20 protein-coding genes and 1 tRNA gene are annotated in these 20,220 nt (G+C 48.2%); 15 read left to right on the plus strand and 6 right to left on the minus strand.

Annotated features, from left to right (window positions below; all coding sequences use genetic code 11):
• Nucleotides 1-498, minus strand: a 498-nt coding sequence (locus tag BMW93_RS27125) for a TetR/AcrR family transcriptional regulator (RefSeq protein WP_090383868.1), incomplete at its 3' end; no start/stop codon positions are given.
• 135 nt (nt 499-633) lie between these two features.
• Between BMW93_RS27125 and BMW93_RS27130 the strand changes: the two genes are divergently transcribed.
• From BMW93_RS27130 to BMW93_RS27160, 8 genes are all read left to right on the plus strand, one after another.
• Nucleotides 634-1,521, plus strand: coding sequence for an AraC family transcriptional regulator (locus BMW93_RS27130; protein ID WP_177194215.1), 888 nt, complete (start codon nt 634-636; stop codon nt 1,519-1,521).
• A 107-nt stretch (nt 1,522-1,628) separates the two neighbouring features.
• Complete coding sequence (locus tag BMW93_RS27135) at nt 1,629-2,312, plus strand: DsbA family protein (protein WP_090383873.1); 684 nt, start codon at nt 1,629-1,631, stop codon at nt 2,310-2,312.
• Nucleotides 2,312-2,959, plus strand: a complete 648-nt coding sequence (locus BMW93_RS27140) for a CoA pyrophosphatase (protein WP_090383876.1) — start codon at nt 2,312-2,314, stop codon at nt 2,957-2,959. Before BMW93_RS27135 ends, BMW93_RS27140 begins: the two co-directional genes overlap by 1 nt.
• A gap of 40 nt (nt 2,960-2,999) precedes the next feature.
• On the plus strand, nt 3,000-3,629 hold the full coding sequence (locus tag BMW93_RS36100; RefSeq protein ID WP_218147743.1) for a hypothetical protein: 630 nt from the start codon (nt 3,000-3,002) through the stop codon (nt 3,627-3,629).
• Nucleotides 3,565-4,089 carry a hypothetical protein gene (locus BMW93_RS36105; RefSeq protein ID WP_218147744.1) on the plus strand — a complete coding sequence of 175 codons (525 nt, stop codon included), beginning with the start codon at nt 3,565-3,567 and terminating at the stop codon, nt 4,087-4,089. Before BMW93_RS36100 ends, BMW93_RS36105 begins: the two co-directional genes overlap by 65 nt.
• A gap of 45 nt (nt 4,090-4,134) precedes the next feature.
• On the plus strand, nt 4,135-5,334 hold the full coding sequence (locus BMW93_RS27150; RefSeq protein WP_090383879.1) for an efflux RND transporter periplasmic adaptor subunit: 1,200 nt from the start codon (nt 4,135-4,137) through the stop codon (nt 5,332-5,334).
• An 11-nt stretch (nt 5,335-5,345) separates the two neighbouring features.
• Nucleotides 5,346-8,546, plus strand: a complete 3,201-nt coding sequence (locus BMW93_RS27155) for an efflux RND transporter permease subunit (protein ID WP_090383882.1) — start codon at nt 5,346-5,348, stop codon at nt 8,544-8,546.
• Entirely contained in the window at nt 8,533-9,939 is a 1,407-nt protein-coding gene (locus BMW93_RS27160) for a TolC family protein (RefSeq protein ID WP_090383885.1), read from the plus strand. The genes BMW93_RS27155 and BMW93_RS27160 overlap by 14 nt, the downstream gene beginning before the upstream one ends.
• Before the next feature lie 491 nt (nt 9,940-10,430).
• Here the strand turns inward: BMW93_RS27160 and BMW93_RS27165 are convergent, their stop codons facing one another.
• Nucleotides 10,431-10,742, minus strand: a complete 312-nt coding sequence (locus tag BMW93_RS27165; protein WP_143061734.1) for a hypothetical protein — start codon at nt 10,740-10,742, stop codon at nt 10,431-10,433.
• A 166-nt stretch (nt 10,743-10,908) separates the two neighbouring features.
• A complete protein-coding gene (locus tag BMW93_RS27170; protein WP_143061735.1) occupies nt 10,909-11,292 on the minus strand; it encodes a hypothetical protein in 384 nt (127 codons plus the stop codon).
• A 270-nt stretch (nt 11,293-11,562) separates the two neighbouring features.
• Between BMW93_RS27170 and BMW93_RS27175 the strand changes: the two genes are divergently transcribed.
• The 7 genes from BMW93_RS27175 (at nt 11,563) to BMW93_RS27205 (ending at nt 16,037) form a co-directional block, all read left to right on the plus strand.
• A complete protein-coding gene (locus tag BMW93_RS27175; RefSeq protein WP_090383894.1) occupies nt 11,563-12,171 on the plus strand; it encodes a recombinase family protein in 609 nt (202 codons plus the stop codon).
• Between the two features lie 155 nt (nt 12,172-12,326).
• Nucleotides 12,327-12,845 (plus strand): hypothetical protein, encoded by a 519-nt coding sequence (locus BMW93_RS27180; protein WP_090383896.1) that lies wholly within the window; start codon nt 12,327-12,329, stop codon nt 12,843-12,845.
• A gap of 16 nt (nt 12,846-12,861) precedes the next feature.
• Entirely contained in the window at nt 12,862-13,770 is a 909-nt protein-coding gene (gene traM, locus BMW93_RS27185; RefSeq protein ID WP_090383899.1) for a conjugative transposon protein TraM, read from the plus strand.
• A gap of 28 nt (nt 13,771-13,798) precedes the next feature.
• The gene (gene traN / locus BMW93_RS27190) at nt 13,799-14,626 is read left to right on the plus strand and encodes a conjugative transposon protein TraN (protein WP_090383902.1); all 828 of its coding nucleotides are present in this window, start codon (nt 13,799-13,801) and stop codon (nt 14,624-14,626) included.
• Between the two features lie 23 nt (nt 14,627-14,649).
• A complete protein-coding gene (locus tag BMW93_RS27195) occupies nt 14,650-15,444 on the plus strand; it encodes a hypothetical protein (RefSeq protein WP_090383905.1) in 795 nt (264 codons plus the stop codon).
• Nucleotides 15,445-15,446: 2 nt separating this feature from the next.
• Entirely contained in the window at nt 15,447-15,737 is a 291-nt protein-coding gene (locus BMW93_RS27200; RefSeq protein WP_177194216.1) for a hypothetical protein, read from the plus strand.
• Nucleotides 15,738-15,761: 24 nt separating this feature from the next.
• On the plus strand, nt 15,762-16,037 hold the full coding sequence (locus BMW93_RS27205; protein WP_090383910.1) for a helix-turn-helix domain-containing protein: 276 nt from the start codon (nt 15,762-15,764) through the stop codon (nt 16,035-16,037).
• Between the two features lie 739 nt (nt 16,038-16,776).
• Here BMW93_RS27205 and BMW93_RS27215 read toward each other — a convergent pair.
• The 3 genes from BMW93_RS27215 to BMW93_RS27230 form a co-directional block, all read right to left on the minus strand.
• Nucleotides 16,777-17,829, minus strand: coding sequence for a DUF932 domain-containing protein (locus BMW93_RS27215; protein ID WP_090383915.1), 1,053 nt, complete (start codon nt 17,827-17,829; stop codon nt 16,777-16,779).
• Nucleotides 17,830-18,232: 403 nt separating this feature from the next.
• Nucleotides 18,233-19,465 carry a site-specific integrase gene (locus tag BMW93_RS27225; protein ID WP_177194217.1) on the minus strand — a complete coding sequence of 411 codons (1,233 nt, stop codon included), beginning with the start codon at nt 19,463-19,465 and terminating at the stop codon, nt 18,233-18,235.
• Nucleotides 19,466-19,721: 256 nt separating this feature from the next.
• Nucleotides 19,722-19,794: transfer RNA gene (locus BMW93_RS27230), tRNA-Lys, on the minus strand.
• Nucleotides 19,795-20,220 lie beyond the last annotated feature (426 nt).

Here is a 20,220-nt window from a genome sequence, read left to right on the forward strand (position 1 = left end):
CAGCGAGCGTTGCAGGATCAGTGTTCCCTGGATTTTCACTATCAGTTCGTTAGCAAGCTGATCGGCCTGCTGCTCGCTATGACCGAAATCCGTTGCCAGATTCCTGAAAGAACGGATCAACGTTTCAAAAATGGCACCAATCTCATTCTGGAAAAGATTAGCCGCCGAGCCGTGGGACAATGCGCGGAGAATGCAGTCGAGCCGGCCGGCGTCGTAAAGCTCGTCGATAGCTTTCAATGCAGTATCCAGTCGATCCTCCCGTTTACTATCAGAAACCAGCACATCGGCAATCCTGTTTTTGGCCCAGTGAGCAACGTAGTCCAGCACCGCGTGGGCCATTTCCTCTTTTCCCTGCGGAAACCGGTGGTACAGACTGGCCTTCTTCAATTGCGTCGCTTCCGCCAGTACAGCCATACTCGAACCGTCGTAGCCCGAGGAACGAAAGACTTCCATCAGTTTGTCGATTACGACATCGTGTTCAACTTTTGCGTAGGCCATTTTTCTATCATTTATAAATACCGAACGATCGGTAAATATAATTAGTTCATCATGATGGGAAGAAATTTTTAAAGGAACTTTCCCATTATCCCGACCGTTTGGTAAAGTTGTTGGCTTAACCAGTTGTGTAATACCGTGACCCATACCCGCCATTGCAGCGTCATCATTAAAGAGACACCCGCCGTTCTGTCGTGGGACGACGAGATTCATTTGATGCACCACACGCATTTCGAGGACATTCCCGCGACCCTTACGAATGTGCATATGAACATGATCAGCATTGTCATTAACGGGCAAAAGGAGATAACCAGCGGCGAATGCACGACCACCGTTACTGCCGGGGCGGGATTTAGCATGAAAAAGGGGACTTACCTGATCGCCGAGAAAGTGACCGATCCGGCTGTGGGCTATGATGAGATTACCATTCTCTTTTCCGACGAATGGCTGCGTGCGCAGGCAGGGAACATATTTGCCTGCACCAGCATCGCACAGCCCGACGAACCCGGGCAGAATATCCCCGGCGTGGCATTACTGCCGGCCGACGACCTGACGGCCGCATTGACGTTGCAGCTCAAAGCCTGCATAAACGGTAATGCCGATCCAGAGCGGAAGCGGTTCCTGCTGCCCGCCAAGATCACCGAACTTTTTCAGATCCTGATCTCCGCGCCGGAGGGCCATTTGCTCGAAAAGCAGCTCCGCAGCATCGACAGCTTTTTGTCGCCGGACTTGGTGCTGTTAATGCAAAATCACTACAAGGAAAATATGTCGCTCGAACAATATGCCTCCCTGGCGAATTGCAGCCTTTCGACATTCAAGCGCAAGTTTCAACATACCTTCAAAATGAACCCCGGCAAATGGATCATGCAGCGGAGGCTGGAAACGGCTTACGAGTTGCTGCAAAGCTCCGAAAGGAACGTGACCGAGATCGCATACGAGGTCGGTTTTGAAACGCCGGCACATTTTATTGCTTCCTTTAAACAGAAATACAGAAGAACCCCCAAACAGTTACAGCAGCGATTTTGACCTTTTTTTACCCTGAACTTTACAGGACATTTTTTGAACTTCTCGTGAAATAGCCCCTCCCCGAAAGGGGTTAATTTTGTTTCATCAAACAATCAGTAAGATGCGTTATGAAAATGTTCTATTTCACGGACCCGATGTGTTCGTGGTGTTACGGATTTAGTCCGGTTTTGAAAAAACTGAAAGAAAATTACCCGGACATTGACCTGCAAATTGTCTCCGGCGGATTTTCACCCGGCAGCCGACAAACGGTGACAAACGAGTACCGCGATTTTCTCGAATACCATTGGCGGAATGTCACGGCCCGCAGTGGCCAGCCGTTCGATCATTCGATGAAGTTCGTTTCCGACACATTCCACTATGATACCGAGCCGTCCAGCAGGGCGCTGGCGGTTGTACAAAAGCTGTTGCCCGATTGGGATTTCGAGTTCCTGAGTCTAATGCAAACTTCGTTTTATGTGAAGGGTAAGGACATTACCAATGGCCAGGTGCTGGCAGAAATAGCAGCGGAGCTGGGCATCGAGAAGCAGGTTTTTCTTGAAACTTTTCATTCTGAGGAAATGAAACGTCGCACCATTCAGGGCTTTGATTTCAGCCGGCAGCTGGGCGTGCAGGGCTTCCCCACGCTACTTACGCTTGAAAATGCGTCGGTAAAAGTAGTTACCCGCGGGTTTCAGTCGTATGAGAATATGAAAATTATCATCGATGGACTGTTCAGGAAAATGGCTTCCCCCGTGTCCGGCCAGGGGCATTCGTGCACGGACGATTCCTGCGGTACTAGCAGCCGGAAGTGATGAAATCGTTTTCTTCATTCATCCTCGGGCTCAGCGAAAACCTGAAAAAACCGCTGCCTGGTGAAGCTGCTCATCGCATCATGGAAGCATTGTCGGCAGGGTATCTGGGCGTAATGCCGGATTCCGCTACCCGAAAAAGCGCAGTATTGATCCTGTTATATCCATTCCGGGAGGAAGTCTACCTGCCGTTGATTCTGCGGCCTGCATACGACGGCATGCATTCCGGGCAGGTTGCATTCCCGGGCGGTCGGAATGAGCCTACGGATGAAGATTTGATCCATACGGCATTGCGCGAGGCAAAGGAAGAGATAGGATTAAAACCAAATGTGGTCAAAATCCTGGGCACGCTGACGGAAATCTACATTGCGCCGAGCAATTTCCTGGTCCTGCCCGTCGTGGGCTGCATTCCGTACCGTCCCGATTTTATGCCCGACAGCCGGGAAGTGGAGGCCATAATGGAAGTGAAGTTGGATCATTTTCTCGATCCGAAGATCGTGGGCGCCAGCGAAATCGAGATTCCCGGCGACTACGTTTCTACGCCGCATTACGATGTGCAAGGTCATCCCGTTTGGGGAGCCACTGCCAAGATGATCAGTGAACTCCTGATGATCCTTCATGGAGATGCGCCGGAAATACGCAGCGTATAATGTTTATCGTCACTATCATTTCAATTTAATTTTAAGCAAAATGTCTGTTTCTGATCTTTTTCAGCCGCTCACTTTGCTGCATGGTCCGCCTATGCGCAACCGTTTCATGCTGGCGCCGCTGACCAACCAGCAAAGTGGCTACGACGGCACGGCTTCCGAGTATGACCATCAATGGATGGAGCAGCTGGCGCAAGGTGGCTACGCATTAATCCAGACCTGTGCGACCACGGTGGAAGCCGGAGGCATCGCTTTCGTACGTCAGCTAGGCATTCACAGCGATGCGCATTTGCCCGGCCTTACGCGGATCGCAACCTCGATCCGGGACGGTGGAGGGCTGTCGGCCGTACAGCTGCATCATGCCGGGCACCGCGCCAATCCGATTTTGGGTGGCATACCGGCACCCGCTTCGAGCTACACCGTACCAGGCGTGCGCGCGATCTCTACCGAAGTGGTGGAGCGAATCCGCGATTCATTCATAACTGCCGCTAAACGTGCACAAATGGCTGGTTTCGATGGGGTGGCCGTACATGGCGCCTTTGGATGGATACTTTCAGAATTTCTCTCTCCCGAGTTGAACGACCGCCCGCGATCGCTATGGCGGCAGTATGGAAAACCGGGCGCGGCTGACGATAGAGGTGATCGAAGGCATCCGGCGCGCCTGCAGTCCTGATTTCCAGATTGGCTGGCGATTGTCGATCGAGCGGTATGGGTTGCAGCTGGATGAGCTGCGCGAGCTCACCGCCGAGATCTTGGAGCGTAAACTGATTGATTACCTGGATCTGGCATTATGGGATTCGGCCCAGATGGTACGGGAAGGCACATTCCGGGGCAAGACCATGCTCAGCGTATTTACCAGCCTCCCGCGCAAGGGCGTACGGGTGGGCGCCGCCGGGAAAATCATGAGCGCGCACCGGGCCGTACAGCTGCTCGACGAAGGCTGCGATTTTGTGCTGATCGCCCGGGCCGGCATTCTCACGCGCGACTTCCCCTTGCAGGTAATGGCTGACCCGCGGTACGAAAGCCCCACGCTGCCCGTAACGGCCGGTTACCTGCGCCGGGGCGGATTGAGCGAGCGCTTTATAAACCATTTGCAGGGCTGGCCCAGCTTCGTGCTGCCCGGCTCGCTGTGAATGCAGCTATTGACCACAACTAATGAAATCTTAAATACCAATCTTATGAATACAATCACATTAAATGCGCCTGGCATGACCAGGATGCGCATGAACCAGGTTTTGTACCTCATTGCAGTTTTATCCATGACGGCTTTTATGTTGGCCTGCCAGTCGGCTGCGGATAAGCCCACTGCTGCCGCGCCGCCACCGGTTTTGCCGGTAGGTCTGATTCAAGGAAGTTCGGCCACGACATTCGTTGAATATCCGGCGTCTATCGAGGGAGCGGCCGACATTGATGTTCGACCGCAGGTGAGGGGCTATTTGCAGAATGCATTGGTGGACGAAGGCGCTTATGTTTCAGCCGGACAGACATTGTTTCAGATCGATCCGCAGCCTTTTAAAGAAGCATTAAACAACGCCAAAGCCAACCTGCGTGCCGCCGAGGCGGCGGTGCTGAATGCCCAGCTGGAAGTAGAAAAGCTGACGCCGCTCGTTGAAAACAAGGTTGTGTCGGATTTTCAGCTGAAAACGGCGAAGACGGCTTACCAGATCGCCCAGGCCAATGCCGAGCAGGCACGGGCCAGTATGGCGTCGGCGGAGATTAATTTAAGTTATACCAATGTTCGCGCGAAGGTGAGCGGCTACATTGGCCGAATTCCTAAAAAGGAGGGAAGTCTGGTTTCCCCCGGCGACCAGACGGCCTTGACGCAGCTGTCGGACATCCACGAAGTGCGAGTGTACTTCGCCCTGGCCGAGAATGATTTCAATGCATTCAACACTCACTACCCCGGCAAAACGCCTGCGGAGCGGATCAAGAACCTGCCTGCCGTGGAGTTGCTGCTGTCTGATCATGCTCCCTATCCATTCAAAGGGAAAATTGACATGATCGACGGGCAGTTTGATAAAAATACCGGTGCTATCACATTGCGGGCCAGTTTTCCGAACGCCAATTCCGTGCTCCGATCGGGTAATACGGGCAAAATCCGGCTCGGTTTGCAGCATAGCGACGCGGTGCTGGTACCGCAATCGGCGACGGTCGAGATGCAGGACAAGGTTTTTGTTTTTGCATTAAATAATCAAAACAAAGTAACAAAAACGCCCATTACTGTGATCGGCAAAAGCGGTGCCTACTACTTGATCAACGAAGGCGTGAAACCGGGCGATCAGATCGTGCTGAGCGGATTCGACCGGTTGCAGGACGGGCAGGTGATCAAGCCGCAAATCATGGCCGACCAGCCCGCCGAGTTAGTCAGTAAAAATTAAGAATTACCGCCATGTTCAAGATATTCATTCAAAGGCCTGTATTGGCCACCGTGATCTCGATCATACTTGTGATCCTCGGGGTAATCAGCCTGATCAAACTGCCTGTACAACAATTTCCCGACATTGCGCCGCCTTCGGTGATGGTGAACGCGTTATACCCGGGTGCTAATGCGGAAACCGTGCTGCGTGCTGTGGCGCCTTCGCTGGAGGAATCCATTAACGGGGTCGAAAATATGACCTACATGAGTTCCACCGCCAGTAATGATGGGACGCTGTCCATTTCGGTTTATTTCAAACTCGGTACCGACCCCGACCAGGCGGCGATCAACGTGCAGAACCGGGTGTCGCAGGCGGTGAGCCATCTGCCTGCAGAGGTAGTGCAGCAGGGTATTACCACGTCCAAACAGCACGTGACCTTCATGATGGGCATCGGCCTTTTCACCGAAGACGAGGCCCGCTACGACGCGACATTTGTTGCAAACTACGCCGAAATCAACATTTTACCCGAGTTGAAACGCATTCCAGGCGTTGGTTTGGCGAGCTTGTACGGTGGGCAAAAAGACTACTCGATGCGCGTTTGGCTTAACCCGACTCAAATGAGCAACTACCAGGTCACCACCGCCGAAGTGATGAAAGCCATTCAGGACAAAAGCCTCGAAGCTGCGCCGGGGAAATTCGGCCAACACAGCAAAGAGGTTTTTGAGTATGTGATAAAATATAAGGGTAAACTAACCAAGCCCGATGAGTACGAGAACATCGCGATCCGCTCGAATGCGGATGGCTCGGTACTTCGCTTGAAAGATGTGGCCAGGGTGGAGCTGGGGGCATTTTCCTACAACAGCTCCACCCGACTGAGCGGTAAGAAGGGGGTAGTAATCGGTATCCTGCAACTATCCGGTGCTAACTCGAACGAGACGCAGATAGCAGTCCGCAAAGCGATGGAAAAAGCGTCGAAAGCATTTCCGGCGGGCATTAAGCATGAAATATTTTTCAGTACCAAGGTGGCATTGGACGAGTCCATCGCGCAGGTGGAGCACACGCTTATCGAGGCATTTATACTGGTGTTTATCGTCGTGTTTTTGTTCCTGCAAGATTTCCGCTCGACATTGATTCCCGCCATTGCCGTTCCGGTGGCTATCTTGGGTACTTTCTTCTTTATGCAGCTCTTTGGCTTTTCTATTAACCTGCTCACACTTTTTGCATTAATCCTGGCAATCGGTATTGTGGTGGACGATGCGATCGTGGTAGTGGAGGCGGTGCATGCCAAGATGGAGCACAAGCATCTGGGGCCCAAAGCGGCTACCCATGAGGCGATGCATGAAATTTCAGGTGCCATTATTTCCATTACGCTGGTCATGGCCGCGGTGTTCGTGCCCGTGGGTTCGATGGAAGGCTCTACCGGGCTTTTCTACCGGCAATTTGCATTTACAATGGCCATAGCAATTGTGATTTCGGCGATTAATGCGCTTACGCTCAGCCCTGCATTGGCGGCATTGTTCTTGAAAGAGATGCACGAAAATGCGCCCGGCTCCAGCGAAGAAACAGGAGTGAAAAAAGGATTTAAGGAAAAATTCTTCGTCGGGTTCAACAGCGGTTTCAATGCGTTAACCGACCGTTATGTGGGCGGGTTGAAATTGCTGATCCGCCACAAATGGCTGAGCATGGGTGGTCTCGCGTTAGTCGCCGTGGGGACGGTACTAATGGTCAAATCTACCCCTTCTGCATTCATACCCACGGAAGATCAGGGATTCATCGCGATCGCCGTAAATACGCCTTCGGGAACGACACTGGATGTGACACAAAATGTCATGAGTCAGGCTGAAACGACCGTGAAGGGCCTGGACGCCACGCGATTTGTGACGGCCATTTCCGGTTTCGACGTGCTTACCAACTCCATGAGCCCAAACAAAGGCATTATTTATGCATTATTAAAACCGAATAAGGAGCGCGGCGATATTAAAAACCTCGATGCGGTGATGGACAATGTGCGCAGCAAACTGGGCGGTATTACTGGGGCAAGCTTCTTCGTGTTCAGCTTTCCTACTGTTCCCGGGTTTAGTAATGTGGAAGCATTGGATTTGGTGTTGCAAGACAAAACCGGAGGTAAGCTCGACAAGTTCAGCAACATATCGCAGCAGTTCATCGCCGAGCTTTCGAAGCGCCCGGAAATTGCGGCCGCATTCACGAGCTTTAAAGCCGATTACCCGCAGCTGCAACTGGACATCGACGACGACAAAGCCGACCAGCTTGGCGTAAGCGTCAAAGACATTCTGGAAACGATGCAGGCCTATTTCGGCAGCGCGCAGGCATCGGATTTTAACCGTTTTGGTAAGTACTACCGTGTGGTGGTGCAGGCCGATGTGCAGGACCGCGCCGATCCGTCGGCCATCGACAGGGTGTTTGTGAAGAGCAAAACCGGCGAAATGGTGCCGATCAATACCCTGGTAAAACTGAGCAGGATCTACGGCTCGGAGACGGTTTCACGGTACAATATGTTCAACTCCATTTCGGTCAATGCGATTCCGAAAGCCGGTTTCAGCTCCGGTGCTGCCATCAAGGCGGTGGAGGAAGTGGCGGAAAAGCAGCTGCCTGCCGGTTATACCTACGAATTTTCGGGCCAAACGCGGGAAGAAATCGCATCTGGAGGACAATCCACCGTCGTTTTCATTCTTTGCATGGTGTTCGTCTATTTCCTGCTGGCGGCACAGTATGAAAGCTATATTCTGCCATTGGCGGTAATGCTTTCGATCCCCGCGGGAATCTTCGGCGTATTTGTAGCCATTGGCTTAACCGGCATCGCCAACAGCATTTATGTGCAGGTAGCGCTGGTAATGCTCATCGGCCTGCTTGCGAAGAATGCGATCCTGATCGTGGAATTCGCCGTCCAGCGCAGGAGGGCGGGTTTATCGCTGGTAGCAGCGGCCATCGAGGCGGCCAAGTTACGGCTCCGCCCCATCATTATGACCTCACTGGCCTTTGTGGTGGGCCTGATCCCGATGATGAGCGCTACAGGTCCATCAGCGCAGGGCAACCATTCGATCAGTATCGGCGCCGCGGGTGGCATGATCTCCGGGGTGGTGCTGGGCTTGTTCATCATTCCAGTGCTGTTTGTGATTTTCCGCGCCTTGCAGGAGAGATTATCCAAAGATTCCAACGAGGCAGTTCGTGACGACGAAGGGCCTGTAAATCAAGAAATTTATGAAACAGTTTAATTTAGCCCTCATCCTGCTCGTGGCCCTGACATGGGCGGGATGCAAGGTTTCGAAAAACGTGCCGCTACCCGATGTGGTACCGGAGGCATTCAGAAGCACAGCGCCGGGTGATTCTGCGAACATCGGCGAAATTCCGCTCAGGAGTTTTATCAACGACCCCGCGCTGCTGGAACTGATCGATACCGCGTTGATCAAAAACTATGATATGCAAATGGCGTTACAGCACATTGATGCTGCCGAAGTACTGTTAAAACAGGCTAAACAAGGCTATCTCCCGGAGCTGAAATTGCAGGTGTCCGCCAATACCAGCCGGCCGTCCGACAATAGTTTGAACGGTTTTACCCTGAACCAATTCCTGAGTACTTCGCACATTGAGGATTACAGCACCTCCCTGACCGCCGTGTGGGAAGCTGACATTTGGGGTAAAATCCGCAGCCGGAAAGCCGCCGCGTTGGCAGGGTTCCTGCAAACCGAGGAAGCGCGCAAAGCGGTACAAACGCGTTTGGTGGCACAAGTCGCACAGGGTTACTACAATCTTCTAATGCTGGATGCCCAATTGGAGATTGCCCGGAAGAATTTGATGCTCAGCGACAGCACGCTGCACATTATTCAATTGCAATCGACGGCAGGACAGGTCACTTCACTGGCGGTCCAGCAAGCCGAAGCGCAGCGGCTCAATGCTTCCCAGCTTATCCCGCAGCTGGAAGAGCAGATTATTTTGCTGGAAAATGCATTAAATGTGCTGATTGGGACTACGCCGCAGGCGATCAACCGGAAGAGCCGTTTGGAAGAAATGGTGATCCCGGAAGAGCTGCATACCGGTTTTCCATCCACATTGCTCAGCCGCCGGCCCGATATCAAAAGTGCCGAACTGGCTTTGAATGTGACTAATGCCAAAGTAGGTGAGGCGCAGGCGAGTTTTTATCCTTCATTGGTAATCACAGCCGGCGGTGGCATCAATGCATTGAAAGGCAGCAACTGGTTCAATATCCCCGCATCGCTTTTCGGGCTGGTCGCGGGCGGCATTACCCAGCCCGTTTTTCAGCGGGGACAATTAAAAGCGAACCTCCAAATAGCCAAAATAGAGCGCGAAAAAACAGTTATCGCATTCCGGCAATCGGTTCTCCAAGCGGTGGGCGAAGTGTCGGACGAACTGACCAAAGTGGAAAAGCTGAAAGTGCAATACCACACAGCCTCCGAAAGAACCCGCGTTTTGGAGACTGCTTCCCGCAATGCGAACCTGCTGTTCAACCGCGGTATGGCCAGCTACCTGGAAGTGATCACGGCGCAAGGCAACCTGTTACAAAGCGAGCTGCAACTGGCGACCATTAAAACCCGGCAGCTGAATGCGGTGGTGGGGCTGTACAGGTCGCTGGGAGGTGGGTGGAATTGATACTTGTCATTGTTTCCGGCCTGTCTCCCAAATCATATCGACTCTTTTACTATTTGAATTTTCTTGCCTAATTATGGCATGTGGACAAGTAGTTAAATATTGATTCGGAGTATTCTGGATCGTATTTCCTGAATAGGTTTGAACTGGATCGTATATCTATCTAGCTCGAATCAGAATGCCGTTCCGAGTTATTTGGAGCGGCATTTTCTGTGATAGCAGCTTGTAAGTTATAGCTGCCTCATGTAAGAACGTTTGTTGGTAAACATTATTTGAGGCAATTTACACATTATATATGTGTGATGACTTTCGGTTATGGATGACTTAATAAAATTAGTCCGGTGGTTTTTCTGTACCGGCTGCTTGTTGGCGAGTCACTTTGTGATCGGTAGGAAACTGAAAAATTGATATGTGAACCGTCTGGAATGAAGCCTACTGAATTTGCCTACATACCGAAATGTCCTACTAGCGTTTTGCGATAACGGCAATATTATTTACGGAGCTTTCAACTGAATCGTAGTCAAATCAATATAGTAACCATAGGCTCCGTGCATGTCTGGTGAGGTTAGGGCACCATAACATTCCTTACGCTTATAAGACACTGTTACCCTTAAACCTGGTTTCCTGAAATCAACTGGTACAGACAGTGAATCCCAGCAAGGAACTAATAAATTCTCACCAATACTGTATGACGCTCTATCAAAATCCTTTGGTTCAATACTTAATATGTATTGATCAGGGCTTTGATTACCGCCAGGAGGCTGGTTCCCGATACGATAAACCACAACGGCTTCTATGTTTTTCATTTCTTTCTTGACTGTCTTACTTTGGCAGTCGCATGGCCCCGTCTGTTTATCAGGGTCTTTGCATTGAACGTTTAGAAGACAGACAATCACAATCAATGTGAATCGGGCTATCATATTTGCGATCGGGTTGAAAATGTAGCTGTTTGGAGAGAATCACTAAGGTTCATTAAAGCGAGGTCTTACCACTAATCTTGGTTATGTGGCATTGATCAGCTTTGAAAACATAGTTTTCCTGGACGACAACTTCATTGCCGCGTTTGCCGATAAACCGAAAATTATCTTGTTGATTTTTTAGCTTGGTCTGGTAGTTGTCATCCAGGACGACGTAGTATCCTTGTCGGAAATCGGCATTTCCTTTGATGCGAATCGTATCTGAATTTGACAACCGAATTGTGAACGACTCTGTCAACGGAGCTCCCGGCACGTAAAGAGTCGTTGACCGAAATTCTTCTGTACAATTCACGCCTCCCTGGGGCTGCTCGTCCTTGCAACCAGATAGTGACATTGCTAAGAACGATATGAGACGGACGATGGAAATTTGAGTACCCATGGTGCAATTGGTGTAATAGATATTTCTTAGACATAATTGGCCACACAATCGTTGGAAATCGCGGAAATACCCGCGAGCATCTCATCAATGACATAGATTTTATCTATGTCATTGATGAGTCAAATCATTCGGTCGTTTTTCTGTACTGCAGTCACTGTACAAGAAGAGACCGTTTTTGTCCAAGAAACAGTTGCAAATGAGTTCAATTTAGTGGTACATGAAATCAAATTACAGTATATTGCGGGCATAGGGGTTAAAATGTAATTTAAGATGATTTTTGGCTACGTACGGGTTTCGAAGAATGAACAGAATCAGGACCTCCAATTTGATGCCCTACGAAAGGCCGGGTGTGAGAAGATCTTTCATGAGAAGGTGTCCGGTGCATCCAAGGAGAGACCTGAGTATGCGAGGATGATTTCAGAGCTTCGCGAAGGCGACGTCATTGTTGTTTGGAGGATTGATCGTCTTGGCAGAGCAACTTATGAGCTGATCAAATTGATGGTGGAATGGAAGGAGATGGGGGTTGATTTCCGCAGTATCTCTGAGGGGATTGATACTTCTACGAAAATGGGTAGACTATGGTATATGCTTAGTTCGGTATTTGCAGAGAATGAGAGGGAAATTCTTATGGAACGGACATTGGCTGGTATGGAAGCGGCTCGTGCAAGGGGCCGGGTAGGTGGAAGGCCAAAGGGTCTTACTAGCAAGTCGAAGGTACTGGCCAGTTTAGCGGCTACACTGTATCAAAGTAACAAGTACACAACGGAACAGATTTGCAAGCAATTAAAAATCGGCAGTAAAGCTACATTATACAACTATCTTCGGCACGAAGGAATCAAGATTGAAGGCTGGGAAAAACGTAATAAGATACCAAAATGATGATGGATTTTGGATGAGAGAGTCTAAAATTTGGGAGGTTAGAACTTAATACTTAGGCCCTCTAGTCATTGAAATTATTAAATTACAGTGGTGAACGATTTGTTCAGACAGTGACTATCAGACAGATGTGGTAACCCCAAACTCTATAAGTTGAAATGACGAACACCAGGAAGTATAAAGGGAAATGGTTTCTAGTAGACTTTGATGTTGACAATAAGCCAACTAGAGGGTCTGAGGCATTTGATGGGGTATTAAAGTTTGATTCATTTGATGGAGCGGTACTTACACTTCGATGCCGCGACATTGTGAGCGCAAAATTGACGGAACGAGTCGATGTCTTTTTAGGAGAAACGGACAAAGGTCAAGTTACTTTGTATTCATGTTTAAATGTAGGCCACGGCATCGGCAGAGGATCAACGTATCGATATACTGGTGATTTTGTGTTTGAGGGTGGATTCTTATATGATCCATCGGCATCGCTGTTTTCAACACTTTACTCCGAACTGCATAATTTGAGTGAATGGGTTGACAAGAGCACAATAAAGATTTCGAGAGACGAAGACAATAATGTCACGATTAAAATTGATAAACCTGATAGCCTCAAAATCAGGATCGACGACCCAACGCTGCTAAAGCTAAGGTTTTTTTCCGAAGGGCCGGAGCACACATACTGATCCGGCTGACAAAGAAGTGTTCAAAAAGCTCGAAGAGCTCGACAAGGTTTTATCAAAAACCAGCAATTCGGATTTTGACGATCCCGCTAAGCCCAAAGTAGCTACGGCACAAAAGGAGGATGTAGATCACGAGCGTCTTGCGCAGTTAGAACAAATGATGGCTGGCCTTGGGAAGGAAGACGAGCCAATCACTGAGGTCGATCCAGAAATGACCGAGCTCAATGGAGTGCTGGATAAGATTATGCAGATCCAAAACCCGGAACTGCAACTTGAACAGACTCGAAAGCAATCGCTTGAAAATAGAAAGCAGGTCTTTCCGGTAACCGCCGTTACTGATCAGGTTCATTTCACCCTCCTTGGTGGTCAGGGCGAACTGTCTGACAGTTTAAGACATGGCACGTCAACTCAGCCAAACGGCTTCCATTCGTTAGAAAATCAGAGAAGTGCCATACAAATGCAAAATGCGATAGAAGCGGTTATTGATCAAAATCAAACACTCGTTACCGGTGCGACCATCAAATTCCGGCTAACCACAGACATCTTTGTAGCAGGTATTCATATTCCCGCCGGAAGCTTCCTTTACGGTAAAGCCAGTCTCAATCAGGAAAGGCTTCGCGTGAATATTGAGTCTGTCAAGTCTGGAAATTCTTTATATCCCGTCAGCTTATCGGTTTATGACATGGATGGAATGGAAGGAATTTACGTTCCAGGCGCATTATCACGCGATGTTAGTAAACAATCCTCTGACCGTGCGATTCAAGGGATTAACATTCCAATCATTGACCCTTCTCTCGGCGCACAAGCTGCAAGTGCAGGAATCGAAGCTGCGAAGACATTTCTCGGCCGAAAAACAAAGCTGATCCAGGTATCTGTGAAGGCTGGCTATAAGGTGCTTCTCAAAGACGCCAACGCCAAATCAATCTAGTCTCTATTCATTCTAAGATTCAACTATCATGAGAAATTTTCTTTTGAGTCAGCTACTGCTATGCCTGAGCTTTGTCGGAATAGCCATTTGCCAAGGCGTCGAAACGAGCGTTATACAAGCAATTCCACTTGAAATCACCACCAGCAAAACTACCCACCTAGTATTTCCATACAACATCAAAACGGTGGACCGAGGGAATGGAGGAATCCTTGCGCAAACGGCGGCTGGCTTTGACAACGTCCTGCAAGTCAAAGCCGCTATGGCATCTTTCGATACGACCAATCTGACTGTTATCACAGGTGATGGGACTCTTTACTCGTTTATAGCGAGCTACTGTCCGAATCCTGTCTCAATTAATATTAGAATCGGTAAATCAATGAACGTTGGCGCTACTTCAATAGCAGAACCAAACGAAGCGGAGATTGAGCAGGCGTTGATCCAAGCAAATCAAAACGATTCCAGTAATGTCAGTATAAAAGATCAATCTTCTCAGGCAAAATTGGAGCTATCAGGCATTTACATCTGCGGCGATATTTTGCTTTGCAAACTGACGCTTACCAACAATTCGCCTATCAAATATGATATCGAGACCCTTAGGCTTTCCATCAGGGACAAAAAACGACCTAAGCGTACAGCGATTCAGGAAACCTATATCAAGCCATTCCGCGTGCTGAGTGATACGACCTCAGTCGGCCCAAACGCGCAGCACACTTTCGTTTACGCAATACCCAAGATGACAATTCCGGACAAAAAGCTTTTGTCAATCGCGCTCTATGAAAAAAACGGCGGCAGGCATCTGAACCTTAAAGTTCGAAACAGGGATATCCTGAAATCCCTTCCATTGACGACTAAATAATTCAACCTTAAATCATAGAAATCATGAATGAGAAAAATTTCGAATACCTACGCGATCAGGTTAAGTATTCAGGTTTTGGCGACGGGCTGGAGGCTCAGCTGAGGGAGAATATCAAAAAGCAGCCACTTGAATTCACTGTACAACATCGAACTGCATTCGGTAAGGATGAGGTGGAAAGCACACTGAATTTCAAAAAATCGTCGGTTACCGATATGTATTTCTTCAATAACTATCAGACATCAGTAAAGCCTGATCAGGCTGCGGAAAAGGCAAACCAAACCTTCTACATCGGAAAGGATAATAATATCACTTTAAAGGAGGGGTACAATTTGCTGAGTGGCCGGGCTGTCAATAAAGATTTGACAAACAAGGAGGGAAAAATCTACAACGCCTGGCTTCAAATGGATTTCAAGCAAACTGACGGCGCAGGAAATTTTAAGCTCAAGCAATTTCATCAGAACTACGGCTTCGACCTTGAGAAGGAGCTTTCCCGGCTGCCGGTCAAAGAACTGCAAAATAATCAAGATCGTGGCAGAGTCATTGACTCACTGCAAAAAGGAAACAGGCACGCGGTCACATTCTTGGAAAATGGTAGCGAACACCGGAGATACATCGAGGCCAATCCCCAATTTAAAACGATAACCGTATTCGATGCCAATATGCACCGGCTTCATACGAAGCAGTCTAATGAGAATAAGCAGGAGAATACCAATAGACACGAGCAAAAAGTGTCGAGTGAGTTAGCGACAGATGACGGATCTGGCGTTGCTCCGGGAAAAAAGACGAAGAAATCCAAAGCTATGTCTATCAGTCAATAAATATGGATATAGCTAAGCACTTGGAAGGATTTTTTACAAATATCAGTGCAGACGCCAGGATTACTGTGACACATATCAGCGTCTATACTGCCATCCTTCAAACGACATACAAACTGGGGACGAACTGTCTGGCTATGTTCAGTTTTGAGCTGATGCAGATTGCCAAGATTTCAAGCGGTAAAACCTACTATAAAGCTGTGCGCGAGTTGAATGACTTTGGATATATCCGATACGAGCCGTCATTCAACAAAAACCGGCCAAGTCGGATTGTTCTTCCGGAGCCATTGAATTAAGTTAATCTTTTGAATTGGAGGGATATGAATGTTGAGCTAATTACGAGGGAAGATTTACAAAAACTGCGGCGCGACCTGTTAGAAGATTTGAAACAGTTTATTTCAAATTCTGCCAGCGAACCGAAGAAATGGTTGAAAAGCTCTGAGGTCAGGAAGCTCCTCAATATTTCTTCCGGGACATTACAGAATCTTCGAATCAATGGGGAGTTAAAGCCGAATAAGATTGGAGGAACCTTCTATTACGCGTTCCAAGACATTCAGTCTCTGCTTCAATCAAACAATTTAAAACCAAAAAAATAATGGAGCGTCCAATTTCAAAATACCTGAACCGTATCCTGGGGGATGCGCGAGTTAAAGTTTGGCATGTAGGTACTTACCTGGCGTTGGTTCTGCTCTGGGATAAAAACAAGCAATCAAGCCCTTTCCGTGTGACACGTCGACTGATCATGCAAATGTCCAGGGCACGAAGCCAAACCACGTATCACAAATGTCTGCAGGACCTTGAAAGTTTGGGATACATCAAGTATACGCCGTCTTACCACCCTGGGGTGGCAAGTAAAATATGGCTAATCGAATCGTAATATACTGTAGAGGCCTGTCTCAGATCTTGTGGTAATAGATGGCCGATGGTATTTTTGATAAGTTGTTTTCGTAGTCACTAATCGCCAAGATCATGATTTTAGCACTTAGCATTTCGTCAGTTATGATGTATGGGGTAGTACTTATCGTAATTGGTATCGCTCTCCGGCTCTTTGTGAGCCAGCGCAGATTTAACAGAAGAGGGTACGGAGGAGCCCAACATTACACCACATACTGGTCGGCCCTTTTTATATCAACGCTTGAGGGAATCCTGATGATTGTTTCAGCATTGGCTATCGTCTCAGGAATATTTCTGCTAGTCGTCGAGCTTTTCAATAATCGATAGCAAAATCAGTTTTAGATGTCTTACAAATGAACTTCCCACGATGGGGAGCTGATTAAAGCCTCACATCGTGGGCGGCTTGCATATAAAAAAGTAAAGGGAGCTAAGCTCCCCAACTTAATTCAGATTCAGGCTTGAAATTCCATTTTTGGCAAAGTCGGCACAAAGATTAAATGTCGTTTGTGCCCTCAGCTGTGCCGTACCGCCCAGCAGGATAGATTTTACTTTGGCTTCGTCGTCCTGAAATTTTCGCACATTCTGAAAATAGCCTGTGACAGCATTATATGCCCCGAAAACCGTTCCCATAGTCGTAGGCAGCTGCTGCGTGGGATTTGTAAGCGCATACTCATAGACGTCGTCCACGATATTTGTGAATTGTGTTGATAGCGCGTTAACCTTGCCGTCCCTAATATTTCCAAGAACCTCCCGGTTAGGGGCCATGGCAATCTCAATCAACTTTTTCAATTGAGGGTCGGTAATTGGCTTTTTGGCCCAATGATTAAAAATCTCTCCGACCTCGTCAGAAAACTTGTTGGCAATCCCCATAACCTTATGAGCTGTTCTCAATCGCTCGACTGCGTTACTGGTGTGCCTGATCTTCACGACATTGGTCATGTTTTTCATAGCGGCATTTAAAGTGTTCGTGCAAACGATCCTTACCGGTGTAAACGCTGCCGTGATACTGCCGCTGCCATCGTGTGAGGTTGTCAGGAACAGATACTTTTCAATCATGTCGTTGCTACCAACCTGGATGTATCCGGGTAGTTTCGCTGTGATAAAGATCCGCTCACCTTTGCCAAGTGCACCGGCAGTTTCGTAAAGGATTCCGTCAGTTTCGACGATACTATCGAAAAATGTAAATGCATCCCGGTTCTGCACAATCTGATAGTCTTTCCCAACCACGCCCAACACTGCATTGTTGTCTGTTCTCATGGTCGCGAAATATCCTGGAACAAGTGCGGAGCCGTTTAGTTGTTGGTTCGATGAATTTTTGACCAGTGCGGTTAGATCTGCTTTTTCAACCTGATAGTCAAGCCCCGCGTGGGAGATTGCGTCTTTGCTGTTAGGGTACTGGTCGACAATTTGACCGAGGCCGTGCCAAGCTTTTTCTTTGACCGAGAAGAAATTGTGTTTGCCTGTGTTTTCGTCGAAATTGATGTTGTGAGCCATGATCGTAGCTGTTAGAAGTTAGAAATTGTTTTCTTTCTTCTTCCTCTCGCTCCCTCAAATGAATGTTTGACAAAGAAAAAACGAGAAAAAAGAAAGCCCTTCTATCAGTGGCCCCGGATATAGCCAAAAGGAAACGGAATAAGTGCCGCAGGCTGGCGGCCGGCTTTCGGGCATCTACTAGCAATAGAAAAGGCCGCCATTATGCCGTAAGCTTTTGGCGACCTTATGAGAATCTCGGAAAATGGGGCCACTTATTTAGCTGCGCTTTTGCCGAGTTCTGTTTGTCCAAACATTGCTTTGATAGTGTCTTTCCTGTTGAGAATTCTTCCGAAATTCTTATGACTTATATACAAAAGAGCCGTCAATACTTGCCTGACGGCTCTCAACGTTTGTGTTCTTTCTATTAATGACCTGCGACAGTTTTGACAGCCATGCGTCCTTTCAAAGCCTGCATGTCCTCACTTACTTTCAAATCCAAGATTTTCGCATAAATCTGTGTTGTACGGATATTGGTGTGCCCAAGCATTTTGGAAACACTTTCTATTGGAACACCATTTTGCAAAGTAATCGTAGTTGCGAAAGTATGCCTGGCAACATGCGACGTCAGAACCTTATCGATACCGCAAACGACTGCGATCTCTTTGAGGTAGTCGTTCATTTTTTGATTGCTGGGTACCGGAAGAACAAGTCCGCGAGACTCGCAAATAGGATCATCTTCGTATCGCGCGATTATCGCCAGCGCTTCGGGAAGAAGCGGGATGTGCGACTTAACGTTAGTCTTGGTACGCTGCGTGAAAATCCATTGATCGCCATCAATTCCTCTCGCGATATCGCTTCTTTCGAGGCTCTGAATATCTGAGTAAGCAAGGCCGGTGTAACAACAGAAAAGAAAAGTATCTCGAACCTGGGTAAGCCGATCACTCGCGAACTGCTTCTCGGCAAGGAGGGCAAGTTCCTCTTTTGTGAGAATTGCCTTGTCAACTTTTTTGAACTTACCCTTGAAATTTAAATAGGGGTCAAGATTCATCCAGCCATTCCCAAGGCAGATATTCACAATTTTGCGAAACATCTTCATGTGTTTCACCACTGCATTGTTTCCCATTTTGCGGATCGAACGGAGATGAAACTCGTAGTCGGCGATGAAGGCAAAATCAATGCGGCTAATATCGAAGTCGGTTGTATTGAAATTTGCTTTCAGGAAGCTTTCGGTGTGCCGTCTCAAAACCTCGTAGCGTTTGAATGTTCCGATAGCGTATTCCTGGCCAACTAGCGAGTGCATCCGCCGATTGTGCTCTACAATCACCGCCATCAACATTCGCTGTTTTGGGCCGATTCCCAAGAATTTGTTTTTAATGCTTTCGGCAGTTGCAAGCTCGCCCTGGCGAATTAAGGAAGCATGTGCGTCCAAGAATTGTTGTTCGAGGTTACCCAAATAGGCGTTGAGTGACTTCACGGCCTCCTTGTTACCTAACACCCGACCTGCCCCCGTATTCCAGGTCTTAGGGTCGCACTCACGTCCGGTCGCAAGTTCTGACCTCTTACTCTCAACGGTAATCCTTAGGTAGATGGGCATAGGCCCGGTTTGATAATTTCTCGGCTTCTTCAAATAGAAAAGCAGACTCAGCTTTGTTTTCATAACCATTTACAGGTTTAATAGTTGAACAAAAGTAGTCTTGCAAGCCTAGTCAGCGCAAGATGTCCACCGCATGGACATCTTGTAAATCAATTGGTTACGCGAATTCTGGTGAGTAAACTTTTGAGGCTGATTGACTCACCGAATTACTCACCAAAACTTTGAGAATATTTGAACGTTTTGGTATAGTAGGGGCAAACAAAAAAGCCTGCAATCGTTTGATTTGCAGGCTTTTGATGCTTTTTGTTACCTCTTCAAGTGATCCCGCTGGGATTCGAACCCAGGACCCATACATTAAAAGTGTATTGCTCTACCAGCTGAGCTACGGAATCGATCTATATGTTAGTGGCGCTTTTTCTGACTCTTTACAACTCCGTGGCCTTCATGAAAACTTAACATTCGGGCTTTTCTTTGTTTCGATCTGTCTGCCGCAGCGCCGTATCGTGGTGCAAAAGTACAATTGGGATTTTATCAAACAAATTTTGAGAGCACTATTTTTTGGGCGGAAATGCAGGAAATTTCGCAATTGGCTCAGATTTAGAAATTTAAACGCCTAAAAAAATTTAAATTTTTTTGATTTCATATCCCGGTAATATGCGGCGGCTGTGCGGCTTGGTGGCAGCGGGAGCGATCGTGCCGCGGGCGGGTGGAAAGTTAGGGCGATAAAGCGCCATTCCGGATATCAGATGTTTTCCGCCAGCTATGTGGTGAGTGGTGCCGGATTTGAAGCGGTGGCCTTTACCGTACGGTTTTGGGCG

Source organism: Dyadobacter sp. SG02 (assembly GCF_900109045.1).
Taxonomy (GTDB): Bacteria; Bacteroidota; Bacteroidia; order Cytophagales; family Spirosomataceae; genus Dyadobacter.

Bases quoted from the DNA above. Each gene is read 5' to 3' on its own strand.
- BMW93_RS27135 (WP_090383873.1), top strand. From the start codon at position 1,629: ATGAAAATGTTCTATTTCACGGACCCGATGTGTTCGTGGTGTTACGGA.
- BMW93_RS27140 (WP_090383876.1), top strand. From the start codon at position 2,312: ATGAAATCGTTTTCTTCATTCATCCTCGGGCTCAGCGAAAACCTGAAA.
- BMW93_RS36100 (WP_218147743.1), top strand. From the start codon at position 3,000: ATGTCTGTTTCTGATCTTTTTCAGCCGCTCACTTTGCTGCATGGTCCG.
- BMW93_RS36105 (WP_218147744.1), top strand. From the start codon at position 3,565: ATGGAAAACCGGGCGCGGCTGACGATAGAGGTGATCGAAGGCATCCGG.
- BMW93_RS27150 (WP_090383879.1), top strand. From the start codon at position 4,135: ATGAATACAATCACATTAAATGCGCCTGGCATGACCAGGATGCGCATG.
- BMW93_RS27155 (WP_090383882.1), top strand. From the start codon at position 5,346: ATGTTCAAGATATTCATTCAAAGGCCTGTATTGGCCACCGTGATCTCG.
- BMW93_RS27160 (WP_090383885.1), top strand. From the start codon at position 8,533: ATGAAACAGTTTAATTTAGCCCTCATCCTGCTCGTGGCCCTGACATGG.
- BMW93_RS27165 (WP_143061734.1), bottom strand. From the start codon at position 10,742: ATGAAAAACATAGAAGCCGTTGTGGTTTATCGTATCGGGAACCAGCCT.
- BMW93_RS27170 (WP_143061735.1), bottom strand. From the start codon at position 11,292: ATGGGTACTCAAATTTCCATCGTCCGTCTCATATCGTTCTTAGCAATG.
- BMW93_RS27175 (WP_090383894.1), top strand. From the start codon at position 11,563: ATGATTTTTGGCTACGTACGGGTTTCGAAGAATGAACAGAATCAGGAC.
- BMW93_RS27180 (WP_090383896.1), top strand. From the start codon at position 12,327: ATGACGAACACCAGGAAGTATAAAGGGAAATGGTTTCTAGTAGACTTT.
- traN (WP_090383902.1), top strand. From the start codon at position 13,799: ATGAGAAATTTTCTTTTGAGTCAGCTACTGCTATGCCTGAGCTTTGTC.
- BMW93_RS27195 (WP_090383905.1), top strand. From the start codon at position 14,650: ATGAATGAGAAAAATTTCGAATACCTACGCGATCAGGTTAAGTATTCA.
- BMW93_RS27200 (WP_177194216.1), top strand. From the start codon at position 15,447: ATGGATATAGCTAAGCACTTGGAAGGATTTTTTACAAATATCAGTGCA.
- BMW93_RS27205 (WP_090383910.1), top strand. From the start codon at position 15,762: ATGAATGTTGAGCTAATTACGAGGGAAGATTTACAAAAACTGCGGCGC.
- BMW93_RS27215 (WP_090383915.1), bottom strand. From the start codon at position 17,829: ATGGCTCACAACATCAATTTCGACGAAAACACAGGCAAACACAATTTC.
- BMW93_RS27225 (WP_177194217.1), bottom strand. From the start codon at position 19,465: ATGAAAACAAAGCTGAGTCTGCTTTTCTATTTGAAGAAGCCGAGAAAT.